Annotated in this window: 14 protein-coding genes; all 14 read right to left on the reverse strand. The window is 69.0% G+C overall.

From position 1 onward, the window contains the following. Positions 1-34 precede the first annotated feature (34 nt). Positions 35-436, reverse strand: a complete 402-nt coding sequence (gene rplR, locus C1Y63_RS05355) for a 50S ribosomal protein L18 (protein ID WP_106015440.1) — start codon at positions 434-436, stop codon at positions 35-37. Further along, on the reverse strand, positions 436-972 hold the full coding sequence (gene rplF / locus C1Y63_RS05360) for a 50S ribosomal protein L6 (protein ID WP_106015441.1): 537 nt from the start codon (positions 970-972) through the stop codon (positions 436-438). The genes rplR and rplF overlap by 1 nt, the downstream gene beginning before the upstream one ends. Positions 973-989: 17 nt before the next feature. Next, positions 990-1,388, reverse strand: a complete 399-nt coding sequence (rpsH, locus tag C1Y63_RS05365; RefSeq protein ID WP_106015442.1) for a 30S ribosomal protein S8 — start codon at positions 1,386-1,388, stop codon at positions 990-992. An 835-nt stretch (positions 1,389-2,223) separates the two neighbouring features. Beyond that, the gene (locus tag C1Y63_RS05375; RefSeq protein ID WP_233195589.1) at positions 2,224-3,555 is read right to left on the reverse strand and encodes a phosphatase PAP2 family protein; all 1,332 of its coding nucleotides are present in this window, start codon (positions 3,553-3,555) and stop codon (positions 2,224-2,226) included. Positions 3,556-3,644: 89 nt separating this feature from the next. Then, the gene (locus C1Y63_RS05380; RefSeq protein WP_199189064.1) at positions 3,645-4,514 is read right to left on the reverse strand and encodes an alpha/beta hydrolase; all 870 of its coding nucleotides are present in this window, start codon (positions 4,512-4,514) and stop codon (positions 3,645-3,647) included. A gap of 175 nt (positions 4,515-4,689) precedes the next feature. Next, positions 4,690-5,931 (reverse strand): cation:proton antiporter, encoded by a 1,242-nt coding sequence (locus C1Y63_RS05385; protein ID WP_106015444.1) that lies wholly within the window; start codon positions 5,929-5,931, stop codon positions 4,690-4,692. A gap of 316 nt (positions 5,932-6,247) precedes the next feature. After that, the gene (locus C1Y63_RS05390; RefSeq protein WP_106015445.1) at positions 6,248-7,057 is read right to left on the reverse strand and encodes an ATP-binding cassette domain-containing protein; all 810 of its coding nucleotides are present in this window, start codon (positions 7,055-7,057) and stop codon (positions 6,248-6,250) included. Next, positions 7,057-8,124, reverse strand: coding sequence for an ABC transporter permease (locus C1Y63_RS05395; RefSeq protein ID WP_106015446.1), 1,068 nt, complete (start codon positions 8,122-8,124; stop codon positions 7,057-7,059). The genes C1Y63_RS05390 and C1Y63_RS05395 overlap by 1 nt, the downstream gene beginning before the upstream one ends. Next, on the reverse strand, positions 8,121-9,086 hold the full coding sequence (locus tag C1Y63_RS05400; protein WP_106015487.1) for a substrate-binding domain-containing protein: 966 nt from the start codon (positions 9,084-9,086) through the stop codon (positions 8,121-8,123). Before C1Y63_RS05400 ends, C1Y63_RS05395 begins: the two co-directional genes overlap by 4 nt. Before the next feature lie 532 nt (positions 9,087-9,618). Continuing rightward, positions 9,619-10,908, reverse strand: a complete 1,290-nt coding sequence (locus C1Y63_RS05405) for an ABC transporter permease (RefSeq protein WP_106015447.1) — start codon at positions 10,906-10,908, stop codon at positions 9,619-9,621. 3 nt (positions 10,909-10,911) lie between these two features. Next, complete coding sequence (locus C1Y63_RS05410; protein WP_106015488.1) at positions 10,912-11,646, reverse strand: ABC transporter ATP-binding protein; 735 nt, start codon at positions 11,644-11,646, stop codon at positions 10,912-10,914. Between the two features lie 160 nt (positions 11,647-11,806). After that, a complete protein-coding gene (locus tag C1Y63_RS05415; RefSeq protein ID WP_106015448.1) occupies positions 11,807-13,465 on the reverse strand; it encodes an HlyD family efflux transporter periplasmic adaptor subunit in 1,659 nt (552 codons plus the stop codon). A 332-nt stretch (positions 13,466-13,797) separates the two neighbouring features. Beyond that, positions 13,798-14,967, reverse strand: a complete 1,170-nt coding sequence (locus C1Y63_RS05420) for an ATP-grasp domain-containing protein (protein WP_106015449.1) — start codon at positions 14,965-14,967, stop codon at positions 13,798-13,800. 50 nt (positions 14,968-15,017) lie between these two features. Beyond that, positions 15,018-17,465, reverse strand: a complete 2,448-nt coding sequence (locus C1Y63_RS05425) for an ATP-grasp domain-containing protein (protein WP_146128870.1) — start codon at positions 17,463-17,465, stop codon at positions 15,018-15,020. Positions 17,466-17,530 lie beyond the last annotated feature (65 nt).

Consider the following 17,530-nt stretch of genomic DNA (forward strand, 5'->3'; position numbering starts at 1 on the left):
ATCCTTCCGTAAATGTTCTTGGCTGCGGTGATCATTAGAACTTCAGACCACCTTCGCGGGCGGCGTCAGCCAGAGCGGCGACGCGACCGTGGTACTTGTAGCCCGCACGGTCGAAGACGATCGTCTCGATGCCGGCAGCCTTGGCGCGCTCAGCAATGAGCTGACCGACCTTAGCAGCCTTGGCCTTCTTGTCGCCCTCGAGTGCGCGCACGTCGGCTTCCATGGTGGAAGCAGCGGCCAGAGTGTGGCCCTTCAGGTCGTCGATGACCTGGACGTGCATGTGGCGGGAGGTGCGGTGCACGACGAGACGCGGGGTCTCGGCGGTGCCACGCATGCTCTTGCGGATGCGGAAGTGACGGCGGGCGCGTGCAACGCGACGGCGCGTGGAGATGTCCTTGCCGATGGGCAGGCGCTTGGATTCTGCAGTGTTGCTCATTACTTACCCGTCTTTCCGACCTTGCGGCGGATCTGCTCACCCTCGTAGCGGATGCCCTTACCCTTGTAGGGGTCATCCTTGCGCAAACGGCGGATGATAGCGGCGATCTGGCCGACCTTCTGCTTGTCGATACCCGAAACAGAGAGCTTCGTGGTGCCATCCACCGCGAAGGTGATGCCTTCCGGAGCCTCAATGAGGATCGGGTGAGAGTAACCCAGGGAGAACTCGAGGTCCTTGCCCTTGGCCTGCACACGGTAACCGACACCGAAGATTTCCATCTTGATGGTGTAGCCCTCGGTGACACCAACAACCATGTTGTTGATCAGGGAGCGGGACAGGCCGTGCAGTGCACGGTTCTTACGAGCATCGTCCGGGCGGGTGACAACGATCTCGTTGTCTTCCACGGCGACGGTGATCGGGGCGGGAACGTCGAGGTTCAGGGAGCCCTTCGGGCCCTTGACGTCAACGTGCTGGCCGTCAACCTTGACCTCCACACCGGAGGGGATGACGACGGGGTTCTTACCGATACGCGACATATCTTTACAAACCTCCCTTACCAGACGTAGGCGAGGACTTCTCCGCCTACACCCTTCTCGTGAGCCTGGCGGTCGGTCAGCAGACCCTGGGACGTGGAGATGATCGCCACGCCCAGGCCACCGAGGACCTGCGGCAGGTTGGTGGACTTGGCGTACACGCGGAGACCCGGCTTGGAGACACGACGCACACCAGAGATGGAGCGCGTGCGGTCAGCAGCGTACTTGAGGTTGATGGTCAGGGTCTTGCCGACCTTGGCATCCTCAACGGTGTAATCAGCGATGTAACCCTCGGACTTCAAGATGGAGGCGATGTTGACCTTCAGCTTGGAGGAGGGCATGGACACGGAGTCGTGGTACGCGTTGTTAGCGTTGCGCACGCGCGACAGCATGTCGGCAATGGGATCAGTCATGGTCATAGGTTGACCTTGCTGCCTTTCTCGTTGCGGTTCCTTCTCACCCGGCGTTATCGCCTGTGATTGGCCACTTGACGCCCCCGGCACTCAGTAGTGCGGGAGCTCGCTGCCTCCAAAAAGAGACGGACGCTAGTGGGCGAGGGGCCTACAACAAAGTAGGTACTTTCGGACATGTGGGATCTGTCGTTGACGCAGGTCACTACGATTATTGGCCGCAGGAACCTGGCGCGGTGGCCGTGAACGAACACCGCGTGACAGTCCGACGGGCAAGATTATCAGCACGACCACCCACGACGCAACAAGGAGTTCCGCAGGTCACACCGGCGTTCACATGTAGGTGATGCCGCCGTACCACCCTTCGCAGTAGTGGCAGGCGTATCCGACCGGGTGCCAGCCACACACTCGCGTCGTCTCGCACGCCGGGCAGACGCACTCGGCCGGGTGATGGCCAGGGGCGGGGACGCACGTGGAGCAGCTGCAGCAGCTGTCGTGGAGGCGGTGATCGCCCCAGTCACGGCGCGGTGCGGGGCGGACGGTGATGGACCACGTATGCGCTGGTGGCTCGCCCTCTGCGTCCAGGTCACGGCTGAAAAATTGGGCACCAGTGTCCGCGTCGAGAAGCGCCATATTGCCGAGGACAGGTTCAAGCCGCCCGCTGGGACCATAGTGGTACAGGGCGAGTCCCGCCTCGCGCAGCGCGGGGTCGCCGGCGACGCGGTGCATGTCCCCTCTCCCCTCTTTGAGCTGTGCCAGGGCCGCGCGGGTGGCTGAGGGCAGAGAGTCTTCGGGGAGGGTGCCGATGCCGCCGGGGACGAAGGGCACCACCCATAGGGTGGGTTTAGTGCACGGTGACATGACCGTCATCGCCGATGGTGACGGAGGCTGTCATCGCCTTGGCGAGGTTGAGGCGCTGCCAGGAGCCGCGGCTGCCCTGGTCGTCGAGCGGCAGGCCAGCGGGCAGTGCGGTGGCGGCGAGCACCTGGCGGCGCTGCTCCCAGGTGAGGGTGGGGTGCGCCCCGAGCAGCAAGTCGGGGGCGGCCTGGGGGACGATCATCGGCGCGTCTGTTGCGCCGGTCGTGCCGTCGGCAGTCCACCCGTAGGTGGCGCGCGCCGTGTACTCGCCGACGGGGTCGGCGCTGTAGGCGTGGCCGGCGGCGGCCTGGGCGGCCACGCAGTGGGCGAAGGTGTCGCCGCAGCGCCAGGACAGCTCGGCGCGGATTTCTTCCGCCGCGGCCTGGAGGTTGGCGCGCATCTTCGGGTCGTTCCACCGGTCGGCGGCCGCCGCGGTGCCGGTCATGCGGCCGGCGATGACGTCGAGCGGGTAGTGCACGCCCATGACGACGCGGTTGTAGCCGGCTTCGCTGCCGCGGGCGAGGAACTGCGGCCCCAGCTCGGGGAGCATGACGGCGAGCAGCGTCGTGGTCCAGGTGGCCTGGTTCGTGTGCCCGGAGGGGAAGGACTTGGAGCTCAAGTACAGCTGCCGGTCGGGCACCTCGTAGCGGTGGATGCGCTCCGGGGCGGCGACGAAGGGGCGGGGGTTTTTGTAGATTTCCTTCTCGACGAACATCGAGGAGGCGACGCCGCCGGCGCGGGCGAACCAGCCGCCGCCCAGCAGCATTTCCGTCTTCGGCAGCCGGTGTTCAGCCAGCGCGGCCCGCACGTGGGGGGCGAGGTCCTCACCGAAGGCGTCGGCGAACGCCCCGAGCAGGCCATCCTGGTCGGCTTTGGCGTCCTGCTGTGCCCGCGCCACAAGCGCCGGGTTGTCGGCCGCCGCGTTGTTGATGGCGACGACGGTGTCAAGGTTGCGGGCCATCACCGCCGGGTTGTGGCGCAGCCCCTCGTAGCCGGCGATGACGTCCGTGTAGATGCCCCAGGAGTGGGAGGAGACATCGGAGACGTAGCCGACGTAGTCCGCGAGGCCGAAACGCTGCGGCACGGGCGCGCCCGGGTGGTAGACGGGCTCGTGCTGCCCGGGGGCCACCGCGGGCAGCGTCGGCAGGCGATCGGCCGCGGCCACGGGCGCCACCCCCGCCAGCACCCCGACCCCACACAGCGGGGCAGCGAGCAGCCCGGCGACGCGCACCGCCCGGGTGCGGCGGGGTTCAGTCGCCTGCGCGGCGGGGGCACGGTGGGTGGCGGGGTGTGGTGCGGTGGCGCGTCGGTGCATCATGCCGCCCATCCTACGGCCCACCCCCGCCGCAGCCACGCAGCCCACCCCAAGAACGTGTCCTTCCCCCGAGTCCCCTCCCCCGCGGCGCCCTAGCGCGCGGCCTCCGGGTGAGCACCCTGCATGCGGGTGAGCAGCTCGCCCGCGGCCTCAGTGATGGCGGCGTTCATCTGCTCGTCGCTGGCCGTGCCCACGCCATCACCGGACTGGGGGCCATAGTCACCGAAGGCGGCGTGATTGGCCTCCGGGATCTCCACCATGAGGGCGCCCGCCGGCAGCGTGTCCCGGTGGTCGGCGACCTTCGCCGGGGTGCTCAAGCCGTCCTGTCCGCCGCTGAGGCTCAGCACCGGCACCTGCGCTTCGCTGAGATCGTTGGTGCAGTAGGAGGCGAAGAGCACCAGGCCGGCCTGCTCCGGGGCCAGCATGCAGGCCCGCACCCCGCCGAGGGAGTGGCCGCCGACGAGCCACTGCCGTACCTCAGCCGCGTCACCGGTGAACGCGTCGATGCCCCGCAGGTCAAACAGCGCCAGGTTGAGCGTGGGCTTCGCGATGACCACGGTCATGTGGTGGTCGGTGACCAGGTCCGCCAGGCGGGCCGCGTAGGCCGCGGCCTCGACCTTCGCCCCCGGGTAGAACACCAGGCCCGGCACGTCGGGGTGGACGCCGTCGGCGGGGGTGAGGGTGATGGCGGCCTCGTCCTCCGCCCAGCTGATGGCGGGGTTGGCGCGCACGGCGGCCAGGGGTTGTTCCTCCGCGGCCATGACACCGGTTTTCGCCCACACCACCAGGCCAACAACAGCGGCGAGGAGAAGCGCGAGCAGCACCAGCAGCACCCGCAGGGCAATCCGCCGCCAGCGCCGACGCGGGCGCGGGGCACCGGCACCGCCGGTGGGGTGGTCTGCAGGCGTGGCCGGGCCGGGCGTGGCCTTATCGGGCATCGCCTCGTGGCTGTGAGCGTTCATGGGGTTCCCTTCCGACGTGCCGCTGCCGCGCACCTGCGGCAGCCAGCGCCCCGCCCCGCAGCACCTTGTCTCTCAGGGGGTGCGGCCGGGCGGGCGTGTGTGCGTGACAGTCTAACCCCGCCACACCTCCGCGCGGCGCGCGTCGTCGCACCTGCACGGGGCACCGCGCGTGGCCTCACGGGTGGTGGGCCGCCGCTGGCTTCGGTGTAGCGCCGGGGCTGCGGCGTAGCACCTGGTCCGCCAGCAGCGGGAACACGAGCACCGTGACTGCCCCGGCGGCGACCAGGATGCTGCCCTGCTCGTCGGTCATGAGCCCGGTGGTGGTGGCGACCTCGGTGACGGCGACGATAATCGGCAGGCCAACCGCGGCATACAGTGCGAGCGCCACCGTCTCCTGGGGGTTGAGCGCGTCACTGGCGCTGCTGCGGCGCAGCCGCTCAAGCAGGTAGACGGGCACCCCACGCACGAGGAGCATGAGGCCCGCGAAGAGCAGCACGGTCGCCCAGTTGTGGGCGACGACGCGGGCGTCGATGCCCATGCCGCTGGTGACGAAGAAGACGGGGATGAGGAAGCTGAAGCCCAACACTTGGAGCTTGGATTCGAAGATGTCTTTCGCCTCCGGGTGCAGGCCCACCAGCCGGCCGATGAGCAGGCCTGCGGCGAATGCCCCGAGCACCACGTCGAGGTGCAGCACACTGGTGAGCGCCATCAAGCTCATGAGCACCCACATGCTGAACCGCAGCCCGGTCTGCGCGGTGGTGTTCACCCCGGACACCATGGCCCGCCCCACCCAGGGCACGGTGCGGAACACGTGCGCCGGCAGGTACACCACGAAGCCTGCGAGCAGCGCGAATGCGAGGAGCACCACGGCGGATTTCCAGGGGGCGCGGGCCGACAGCAGCAGCGTCATCGCGATGATCGGCCCGAGTTCCCCGACCGCGCCGTGCCGGAGCGCCATCGCCCCCAGCGGGGTGCCTACCCGGCCAGCGTCCTTGAGGATGGGCAGCAGGGTTCCCAGCGCCGTCGATGTCGTCGCGATCCCCAGCGCGATGGCGGCCTGCAGGTTGCCGGCGGACAGCCAGAACCCCACCCCGATGCCGAGGATGAGGCACACCAGGTAGGTGAGGCGGGCGTGCTTGCCGGCGGCATCGGCAAGGTCTTCCATGTTGATTTCCACGCCGGCGATGAAGAACAGCAAACCCAGCCCGATTTCCCGGACGAAGCTCACCCCGGCGGACAGCTCCGCGAGGTGCAGCACGCTGGGGCCGATCACCACCCCGAGGAGCAGCAGCCACACGACGTCGGGGACTTTCCGCCGGGTCGCGGACGCAAGGATGGGGGCCAGGAGTGCCGCGCCGGCAATCCACCACGCGGAGAGCAAGTCCGAGTGGCTAAGGAGGTCATGGAGTGCGGGCATCGTGGTTCCACCTGTCGCTGGGGTGTGGTGATCGTGGGGCAGCCGGCGTGGGTGCAACGCACCCACCACCACTGTGCAAGGTACTCCCTTCCCCACCCCGGCCCCCAGCGCAACCACCAGCACAGCCCCACCGTCTGCTCCCCGACGCCGCCGAGCAGCGCGGCCCACTCCCCCACGCCAGTGGGTGCCGACCACGGATATGCCGCGACCGCGCACCCGACGGGCGTGTCGGGGTGCGCGGTCGCAGGAGCCGGGCGCAGCCGTGGTGGGCTGGACCGGTGTTTTTCAGCCTCCCGCCCGCATGCCTGCCCGACTCTTAGTGGCCGAGCTCGTGGCTGAGGGTGTCGAGTTCCCCACCGCCGGCCATCTGCAGGGTGAGCTCCTCCAGGGTGACCTCGTCGCGGGGTGCCGCCAAGGTCTGCTGGCCCAGCTTGAGGATGGTGAAGTAGTCGCCCACGAGGTGCGCGTGGTGCGGGTTGTGGGTGATGAGCACGACGGCGATGCCGCGGGCGCGGGCTTCGGCCACATACCGCAGCACCATGCCGGACTGCTTGACGCCGAGGGCGGCGGTGGGTTCGTCGAGGATGACGACCCGGGCGCCGAAGAAGATGGCGCGGGCGATGGCGACGACCTGGCGCTGCCCGCCGGAGAGGTGGCGGACCTGCACGTCAATGTCGGGGATGTCGATGCCAAGGCCGGTGAGTTGTTCCCGGCACAGGGAGCGCATCTTCTGAATCTTCAGCCGCCCAAACGGCGGGCTGACGAGCTCTTGGCCGAGGAAGAAGTTGCGCCACACCGGCATCGTCGGCACGACAGCCAGGTCCTGATACACGGTGGCGATGCCGGCTTTCAGCGCGCCGGCGGGGTCCTTGAGGCGGGTGACCTCACCGTCGATGAGGACCTCCCCGGAGGTCGGTTCGTGGAGCCCGGAGAGCACCTTAATGAGCGTCGATTTGCCGGCGCCGTTGTCGCCGAGGATGCAGGTGACGGTGCCGGGGCGGATCGCCAGGTTGATGTCCTGCAGGGCGTCGAAGTGCCCGTAGGACTTGGAGACGTGCCGCAGCTCCACGATGGGGGTGCCTGTGGCATCCGCCGTGGTGGCGGTGGTGGTGTCGGTGGCAGTCATTAGCGCTTCTCCGTCCACTTGCCGACCTGGGTGTTCGTCAGCACCGCGAAGAGCAGCATGATGCCGAGGAAGAACTTGAACCAGTCGGGGTTCCAGCCGGCGTAGACGATGCCCTGGTTGGTCATGCCGAAGATGAGGGCACCGATCGCGGTGCCGACGGCGGTGCCTTTACCGCCGGTGAGGGCGCAGCCGCCGATGACGGCGGCGATGATGTAGAGGAACTCGTTGCCCACACCCTGGCCGGCCTGGATGGAGTCAAAAGCGAAGAGGTTGTGCATGCCCACGAACCAGGCGGCGAAGCCGACGAACATGAACAGGTAGATCTTCACCCGGCGGACCGGCACGCCGACAGCGTGGGCGGCGTTTTTGTCGCCGCCGACGGCGAAGACCCAGTTACCGAAGCGGGTTTGGTACAGCATGAACGAGGCGATGCCGACGAAGAGCAGCCACCACAGGATGGTGACTTTGAAGGTGACGCCGCCAATGGTGAAGGAGGAGGCGAAGACTGCGCGGGCGGAGTCGAAGCCCGCCATGTCGGAGATCACCGGGGTGGCCACCGCGCCGGTGACGATCTTCGTGATGGCGAGGTTCAAGCCCTGGAGGCTGAGGAACGCCGAGAGGGTGATGAGGAAGCTGGGGATGCCGGTGCGGGTGACGAGGAAGCCGTTGAGGGCACCGATGCCAAGCGCCATGACGAGGGACACAACAACACCCACCCAGGAGTTGAAGTGGCCGTTGTAGTTGATCATCGTCGCGGCGAGCGCCGCGGTCGTCACGGCGACACCGCTGGACAGGTCGAACTCGTCGCCGATCATGAGCATGCCGACGGCGAGCGCCATGATGCCCATGGTGGAGGAGGCGTAGAGCACGGTGGCCAGGGCATCCATGCTGCGGAAGGGTGGGGCGACGACCATGAAGAGGGCGAAAATGAGCACCGCGCCGAGGAAGGAGGCGAGCTCCGGGCGGCGGATGATTTTGCCCCAGAGGGTGCGTTCTTTGGCCCGCCGGTCACCGGTGGGGGTGGGCGTGGCGCCGGCCAGCGCCACGGGCGAGGGATGCTCGCTCATCGAAGTCCCTTCTTCGCTGCGTCTTCAATCTTGTCTACGTTAGCAGCGTCAACGAACGCGGGCCCGGTGTAGACGGGGCGGCCGCCGCCGACGGTGGAGCCGTTGCGCATCGCCAGCCACAGGGAATCGACCGCGAGGTAGCCCTGCACGTAGGGCTGCTGGTCGACGGCGAAGACAATGTCGCCGCGCTTGATGGCCTCGACGAGTTCGGCGTTGGTGTCGAAGGTGGCGACCTTCGCGGCGCTGCCGGCGTCCCGCACGGAGTTCACGGCGGCGAGCCCGACGGGGGCGACGAGGCTCATGACGAAGTCAACGTCGCGGTCTTGGGAGAGTTTCGCCTGGATGGTGGAGGTGACGGCGGTGAGGTCCTGGCCGTTGACGTAGAGGATCTCGGTGGCCGCCCCCGCGCCCTGCTTCACACCCTCGCAGCGCGCCTCCTGGGAGGAGTTGCCCTGCTCGTGGATGACGCAGAGCACCTTCTTCGCGCCTTCCTCCTTCAGCCTTTGCCCGGCGAGGGTGCCGGCGACGGTTTCGTCCTGGCCGAAGAAACCCGTCAGCCCGTAGGCGTCGTAGTCGTTCATGCCGGCGTTGAGGCCGACGACGGGGATGCCGGCCTCCACGGCACGGGCGGCGGCGGGGCCGACGGCCTGCGCGTTCGGCAGGGTGACAGCGATGCCGTCGACGCGGGCGTCGATGGCGGACTGTACGAGGTTGGCCTGGTTGGGTGCCTGCGGGTCGGAGGAGTAGCGCAGCTCAATGTTGTCTTTCTTGGCGGCGTCCTCCGCGCCCTTGCGCACCAGGTCCCAGAAGGTATCGCCGGGGGCGCCGTGGCTAACCATGGCGACGACGGCGCGGGGGGTGTCCGCCTGGCCGGCGGCACCTGCGGCCGCACCCTCGACGGGGGCGCCGCCGGTGGGGCTGCACACGGAGCAGCCGGCGAGGAGTGCGGCGGCGGCCGTCACGACGGCGGCGAGTCCGAGGCCCCGGCCGCGGCGGGCGGGGGCCAACACATGATTCTGGGCATCACTATTGCTAGACACCCCATCAATTCAACGCAACCTGGGTGCAAAGGTCAAGGGTTTGGGCGACAATCGCCCCAGTTTCCTTCCACCCCGCTACCCCCGCTGTGGGCGCGGTGAGCGCCCGGTATGCCCACCCCGCTCGGGTGGGGTGGGCTGCCCCACACCACTCCCGCCCGGGGGCCACAGCACCCCACTCCGGGCAGCAAGAGTGCTGCTCAGAGGGGTGGGAGCCGAGGGGCGCCAGCCCTGGCTGCTCCCCGGCGACGTGTCCACCGTCTGTGGCTGCGCCGGGGGCGTTGTCCTGCGGGCCGGGCACCCCCGCCGCACTGGTCCCCGCAGGTGGTCTGACGTTACCCCCGCGGGGTCGTCCGTTGTGGCCTGGCCACCACTGGGTGCACCCCCGCCCGCGGGCGGGGGTGGCAGGGTGTGCGGCGACTGTGAGCCAGCACATGTGGCACCAGGGGCTGCTGCCCTACTCGTAGCGCAGCGCCTCGATGGGGTTGAGCTTCGCGGCCTTGTTCGCCGGGTAGTAGCCGAAGAACAGGCCGATGCCGATGGAGAACGCGAGCGCAACCACCACGCCGAGCAGCGGCGGGAACACGAGCACGCCCATCGCCAGGCCGCCGCCGGTGCCGATGATGCCGCCCAGCAGCACGCCGATGACGCCGCCGAAGAAGCAGATGATCATGGCCTCGACGACGAACTGGGTGCGGATCGCGCCGCGGGTGGCACCCAGTGCCTTGCGGACGCCGATTTCGCGGGTGCGTTCCGTGACGGTCACCAGCATGATGTTCATGATGCCGATGCCGCCGACGAGCAGGGAGATGCCGGCGATGAAGGAGATGACCATGCTCACGGTGGTGAGAACCTTGTTGATCTGGCCGAGTTCGTTGGAGAAGTCCTGCGCCTTGGCCTGCACGTCCGGGTCGTTCGCCCAGGTGGTATCGAGGAAGGCCTGCAGGTCGGCGGCGAACGCCGCCTCATCGTCCTTATTCGCGGCGCGCAGCGTCATCGAATCAAACACGGGGGCCTTGCCGAGGACCTCGAAGCCGGCGGTGTAGGGAACGTAGAAGTTCTTCTCCTCGTAGCTGCCGATGAGTCCGCCTTCCGGCGGGGCGAGGATGCCGACGATTTCGAATTCGCCGGAGCCTTTGCCGTCGAACTCCACCAGGGAGCCCAGCGCTTTCTGCGGGTCGCCGTCAAACATGTCGGTGAGCAGCACGTTGGGGATGACGGTCACCGCCTTCGTGCCAAAGACGTCCGCTTCGGTGAGGCCGCGACCGTAGGCAATCTTGTCGCTGGTGAGCTCCAGGTAGTCGGCGTTGACGCTCTTCATGGTGACCTGCTGCGGGCGGCCCACGAGGGCGCCGGCCGCACTCACGGCGGTGAGCTCGCCACTGTCGAAGGTGTCCGCGCCGAGGGAGATCCCGGCCACGCGGGGGCCGAAGTATTCGCGGGCGTGCTCCACGATGTCCTCGGTGATCTTCGAGGAGTCATCGAAGGTGTCGACCATTTGGTAGGAGGCAGAGGAGTTCAAGTCCGCGTCGTCGCCGCTGGCGCGGCCCACGAGCCGCACCTGCAGGTCGTTGATGCCCAGCCCGGCGAGCTGTTCGGAGGTTTGTTTCTTCAACCCGGCGCCGAGGGTGAGGATCGCGATGACGGAGGCGATGCCGATAATGACGCCGAGCAGCGTGAGGAAGGAGCGCATCTTGTTCGAGCGCAGGCTCGCCCACGCCAGGGCTACTGCTTCAGCAATACTCATGTGTCAGCTCCCCTGGGTGCCAGTGTGGGACCCCACCTGGGCCTGCACGGCCGGGGGCAGGGTGAGGCCGGGCAGCAGCGCGCCTTCGACGCGCCCGTCGACCATGGTGATGATGCGGCCGGTTTCTTCCGCCAATTCCGGGTTGTGGGTGATGAACACGATGGTGGCCCCCATGTCACGGTTGAGGGTGTGGAAGAGGTCCATCACCATCCGGCCCGTCTGGGAGTCGAGCGCACCGGTCGGCTCATCCGCGAGCAGCAGCGCGGGCGAGTTCGCGAGCGCCCGGGCGATCGCCACACGCTGCTTCTGCCCGCCGGACAGTTCGTTGGGCAGGTGCTTGCGGCGGTCCGCCATGCCGACCAGGTCGAGGAGTTCCTCGGCGCGGGCGCGGCGCTGTTTCGCCGGGACACCTGCGTACATGAGCGGCATCTCGACGTTTTTGGTGGCGTCGATGCGGCCAATCAAGTTGAAGTTTTGGAACACGAACCCGATCATTTGGGAGCGGTAGTGCGCGAGCTCATCGTCGTCGGCGGCGAACATGTCTTTGCCTTCGAGGAAGTAGCTGCCGGCATCACCCCGGTCGAGGAGACCGATGATGTTCATGAGCGTGGATTTGCCGGAGCCGGAGGCACCGACGATGGAGACGAATTCGCCGGCGGCGACGTCGAGGTCGACCCCGGGCAGGATGGTCAGTTCGTTTTCGGTGCCGACGTTGAAGGTGCGGGTAATGCCGCGCATCGTCACCAGTGCGTCCTGCTGCGGGGAGCTGGTGTGGGTGGGGGGAGATGTCGAAGTCACGGTGGGTGAAACGTCCTTTTCTCGACGTCGAGGGGCGCCGACGAGGAGGGGTGCGGTCAGGGGGCGGCGACGCCCGGTGCGTGAGTGTTCCCGGGGGCGTTTAAGGCTGTGCGGGTTCGGCGTCGAGCGGGGGCAGCGTCACGGGCGTGCCCGCCAGCGGCTTGGCGCTGGTGGCGTTGGTGAGCACGATGTCGCCGGCGCCGAGGCCGGCAGTGATGGCGACTTCGGTGTCGTTGCCCTCGCCGAGGGTGACGTCGCGGGCTTCGACGAGGGTGTGGCCGTCGCGCTCCACGGCGACGTAGACGACCGGGTGCTCGCCGTCGGTGTCGATGGCGGTGCGGGGCACCGCGAGCACATCCTTCGCGCTGGAGGTGATGATGCGCAGCTTGGCGCTGCCGCCCAGCCGGAGGCCCTCGGGGGAGCCGTCGATGGTGATCTCGACGGGGAACTGGGCTTTCTTCGCCTCGGCGGTGCCTTCGCCGGTGGGCTTGGCGGCGACGGTGCTCACCTTATGAACGGTGCCGGTGAATTCCTTCGCCCCAGTCGACGGGGTGGTGAAGGTGACTTTCTGGCCGGGCTTGACGCCGGCGGCGTCGGATTCCCGCAGAGTGGCGGTGATCTTCAGCTGCTTGTCGTCGGCGATGGTGAGCAGGGTTCCGGTGGCGGGCTTGCCTTGTTCGGCGACGACCTCGGTGACGACGCCGCCCAGGGGTGCGGTGACGGTGGAGCGGTTGATGTCCATCTTCAGGCCTTCGGTGCCTGCGCCGCTGACGGTGCGGGTGATGTTGGCGTTGCGCTCAGCCTGGTCGACGGCGGTCGCGCGGGTGGCGAGCTGCTGCTGCACGCTGAGTTCTGCGGCCTGGTAGGCGCGGTCGGCGTCGTTTTTCGCGGCGAAGGCGGCAGCCACGCTGCGCTGCGCGTCCGCGAGCGACTTGTCCACCTCGGCGAGGGCGTCAGTGTAGGCGGCCTGCTGCTTGGCGAGGTTGTCGACGGCCTGGTCCATGCCGTTGGCGGATTCGAGGTTCGCCAGCGTGTCGGTGATGTTGACGGGGATGCGCGCGGCACCGGCCTCTTCCGTGCCGGCGAGTGCCGTCGCCAGCGTCTGGTTGGCGGCGCGACCGGCGGCAATACCGGCGCTGATGACCTGGTTGCGGGCGTCATCGACGGCCGCGGCACCCGCCACGAGCTGCTGGTTGCGGCCCAGCTGGGCGCGCTGCTGCGCGAAGTCGAAGTTCTGCTGCGCCTCCGTGAACGCCTCCTCGGCCTGCCGCTGCGCGGCGGCCGCCGAGTTGAGCTCCGCGTTGAGGCCCGCGTCCAGGGTGGCGCGCAGCTGGTTGTACTGGTTCTGCGCGTCCTCGACCTGGTTCATCGCCCCGGTCAGGCTCTGGGCTTCGGAGGCGAGTTTTTGGTCGAGTTCCTGCTGCAGGTTGGAGACGTCGATGCGGGCGACCTCCTGGCCGGGGCCCACCCGGTCGCCGACGGCGACGTTGAGGGCCTCCACCGGGCCGCTCAAGGTGGTGAAGAGGGTGACGCTGCGGGCGGACTCGATGGTGCCGTTGGCGGGGATACGGCTGGCCACGTCCTTCTGGCCGACGACCCGCACGTCGCTCGCGAGCAGCGCGGGCGCCGAGTCGCCCGTCAGGGCGTAGAACCCGCCGCCGCCGAGCAGCAGCAGCGCGGCAGCACCAGCGGCGATGAGGGCACCTTTGCGGCGCGGTTTCTTCGTGCGGGACGAAGCGGAGGAGGAAGCATCGGACATAGGAACACCCTTGGGGGAAGGAAACTCATCATGCGCGCGGTCACCTGCGCACGAACATCAGGACGACAACACGACAGCCGTCACGCCCCTGCGCGGCACAGGGCACAGGGCACAGGGCCGGCGGCGTGGGGGTGACGGGTCGTGGGATGACCTCCACTTAAGCACCACCACTCACCCCGCCGCAACCCCTAGGGGCAATCCCCCACCCCCTATGAGCAGCAGAAATTACCTCCCGCAGCGCCGTGGGCAGCGTCACCCGCACCGGCCGTGCGGGTTTCTCCCCCACCCCTGTGGGAGACTCCCCTACCCCCGCGGGGTGCACCCTGGGTATGTCAGGGGGCGGCGTAGTCGATGCGGATGTGCGCGAGCGCCCGGTCGAGCACCACCTGCGGGTCCTGCCCGCCGGTGGCCCGGGCGACGAGGCAGCCGATGCGGCCGGTGGAGTCCGTGGCCGTGGCGATCGTGTCCCCGGGGGCCAGGTCCACGCTGCCGGCAATGATGCCGGGGCTGCGCAGCGCCTCCTGCACCCCGTGGATGTGTGCCACGGTGCCGGGCCGGGCGGTGAGATAACGGACCGCGGCCCGCACTCCCTGCTGTTGACCAGGGAATGGTGGCGTAGGCACGCCCGCCGCGGCGGCGACGAGGGGGCGGAAGATGTTGTCGCCGTGGACTGCGCTGACGAGGAGGTGGATGAAATCCCCGCCGGGGCGGACGTGGGCCTCCCCGAGGATGATCCGCCCGTCCGGGGTCACCCAGCCTTCGGCGTGGACGATGCCGGCCCGCAGGCCCCAGGCGCTCACCGCGCGGCGCAGCGCCGCAACAATGGCGGCCTCACTGGCGGCGACCCGCCGGGCGGGGTACTCGTGGCCGAGCTCGACGATGCCCGCGGCATCGAGGTGTTTGTCGGTGACGCCGAAGACGGTGAGCTGCCCGTCGTGGAGGAAACCTTCCACGGAGAATTCCTGCCCCTCCACGAAGCTTTCGACGAAGGAGCCGGGGGTGGCGGCGAGTGCCCGGCGGGCGCCGGCGGCGTCGTGGTGGATGCTCACCCCGCGGCTGCCGGATCCTTCCACGGGTTTCACCACCCAGGGGCCGGGTACGTCCTCCGGGGCGTGGCCGGTCAACGGCTGGTCGAGCCCTGCGGCCCGCAGGACTGCGCGCGCCCGGTCTTTTTTACGGATGCAGGCGACGGCATCCGGGTCGTTGCCGCGCGGGTCGAGCCGTGCCGTATCGAGGGTGTGGTCTTCCCGGAAGCACACGTACCCCAGGTCGCCGGCGGGCAGCGGCGCGCAGGACCCGCCGCCGGCGACGGCGGCACGCACCGCATCGCTGCTGAGCTCCACGAGGCGGACGCCAAGGTCCGCGGCGGCGGCCCGCAGCATCCCGAGCTGGTGTTGGCCGTGGGCCATGCGGGGCTGCGCGCCGACGACGACCACGGTGCGGGGCCCGGTCGGGGGTGCGCCCGTGGGCGCACCGGGTGCGGGCGTCGGGTGGGTACTCATTGCTCCAATCCTCCTCGGGTGGGTGGTGCTGACAGTGCCGCGGCGACAGCTCACGGGGTAGCGGCTGCGGGGGTATCGCTGTCGACGACGATGTCGACGGCGCGGAGCCGCGCCACCTCCTCCGCCAGCTCCTCGTGGCTGCCCGCCACGAGGATGACTTCCGCGATGATGGGGCTGATGGTGTCTGCGGGCGGCTGCGTGATGCGGTCACCGGGGTGGGCGTGGTGGATCACCTCCACGATGGCGGGGCTCGGCGGCAGGGGGCCGACGCTCCGGAGCACCCCGGTCTCCGCCGTGTGGAGCTTGACGGTGGCGGCGACATAGCCGTCGCGGGGGCGCGCCCCGCTGGGGGTGCTACCGGTAGCGATGCGGATGACGTCCTCGGCAAAGGACACCCCCGTCGTCAGGGGCACGAGGTGGGAGGCGATGAAGTCGCCGCCGGGGCGGGCGGCGATCTCCACGAGGCGGACCCTACGATCGGGAGTGCGGAAGAACTCCAGGTGGAAGGCGCAGTTGTCGATGCCGGTGGCCCGCACCGTGGTCTCCACGAGTGGCCACACGTCCTGCTCAATGCCGGGTGTTGCGGAGGGAAACACCTGGCCGATTTCGAGCCGGTGGACCGGCTCGGTCGTCTTATCCGTCACTCCGAGCAGGTGGATGCGGCCGTCTGCGACGTAGCCTTCGGCGGAGTGCTCCGTGCCGGTGAGGAGTTCCTCGATCACCATCGGCCCCGGCCATGCGGCCCAGGCGGCGCGGGCGTCCGCCGGCGAGTCGACGAGGTGGAAGCCCCGGGAGCCGGACGAGTCCACCGGTTTCATCACACAGGGGTACGCCCACGCGGCATCGCCCAGGATCTTATCCAGCGTGTCGGCGCTGTCCACGAGGCGGCAATCCGGCACTGCCTCGGGGTCGAGTGCGCGGACCGCTTGACGCATGGCGTACTTGTTGCGTGCCTTGTGGGCGGCCTCCGGCGTAGGCCCGGGCAGGCCACGCTCGTGGGCGACGCGGGCCACCATGGCGACGTCGCGGTCGCTGAAGGTGACGACCCCGCGGATGTCGTAGCGGCGCTCCAGGTCTGCGAGGGCAGCCCGCACAGCCTCCGCATCGGCAGTATCAACGCGCACGACGTCGACTACACCGGCGGGCTGCGTCGCCCCGTCGGTGAGCAGCACCGCGCCCGGGTGCGCGGCGAATGCTTCCCCGTATTCCACGGGGGTGCGGCGGTGGTTGAAGTACACCACCACCTCGGTGCTCGTGCTGAATCGCACCCCGGCGGCCAGGCGAAAGGCCTCGGCAGCGCTGTCGGCCTCCACGAAGCCGGCCCGCTCCCAGGAGGAGGTCACCGGCCGCAGCACCGTCCCCGGCTGGGCGGTGATGACCGCCCGCCCGGAGGGGTCGTGGACTGCGGTGACGATGCCGGGCGGGCCGAAGAGGAAACGGATGGCGGCCTCCCCGTCGGCTGTGCGGGGCAGGTCGACGGGCAGCCCGCACAGGGCCCGGGCCCACGCCTCGTAGAGGTTGAATCCCCACGCCCGGCTGATGAGCCGGGCGATGCGGTCGCCCGGCGGGCGGCCGGCGCACTCCACGGGGGTCGTGCCAATGAATTCGGCGTGGAGCAGCACCGTGGAGTGCTGGTCCGCGAGCTGCAGCGCATCAATCAGGTGCCGCATGGCGGCCTCCACCTCCGGGTAGGTGCGCGCCACGGTGTGCCCGAGTTCCACGACCCCGGCGGTGGTTTTCTCCGTGACGTTCATCCAGCGGGGCGTGCCGTCGATGACGAGGCATTCGACGGAGTACTCCTGCCCGGTGAGGAGCTCTTCACACATGTAGGTGCCGTGGGTGTCGCGGGAGGCGTCCTGCAGCGGCTCCGCCGCGGAGGTGGTGTGCTCCCAGGCGGCCGGGATGTCCTCCGGGGTGTGGATGAGGGACACCCCCACACTGGCCTGCCGGTCCGCCGGCTTGAGCACGCAGGGCGGGGGCAGCAGGTCGTCGACGCTGTGCACCTGCACCCACCGTGGACCGCCGACGTGCGTACGGAACTGCAGCTTGTTGGTCAGCGCGCCCACGGTCGCCGCGGCCTGCGCGGCAGTAGCCTGGGTCTCTGCCAGCACGCCGGGGGCCACGCACCGCAGGCCGAGTAGTGCTGCCAGGGTGTTGGCGGGGGCCACGGCGTACTCGAGCCCGGGGAGCACCGCAGCCACCGCGGTCCCCCGGCCGGCGTCGGGGTACTCCTCCCGCAGCTGCGCGGCCAAGCGGCGGACGTCGGTGTCGTCGCGCTGGTACTCGCACCACATCCACCGCTCAATGAGGTCGAGCCCCTGGCTGCGCGCCGCTAACCCCTTCTTGGTGAACAAGGCTTCTTCTTCGGCGACGATGACCCGGAACGGGGTGTCGGCCGCCTGCAGCATCTCGAGGGCTTCGTGGTTGTACCCGAGCATGACCACGAGCAACGGATCAGACCCCGCAGCCGAGGCAGCACCAGATGCAGCAGTGGGCATGGCAGTGGACGCGGGGGACGCCCCGGCACTGGTGGGTGTGGTGGGAGGACACATCAAGCAACAAC

It is taken from the genome of Corynebacterium sp. 13CS0277 (assembly GCF_002994655.1).
GTDB lineage: Bacteria > Actinomycetota > Actinomycetes > Mycobacteriales > Mycobacteriaceae > Corynebacterium.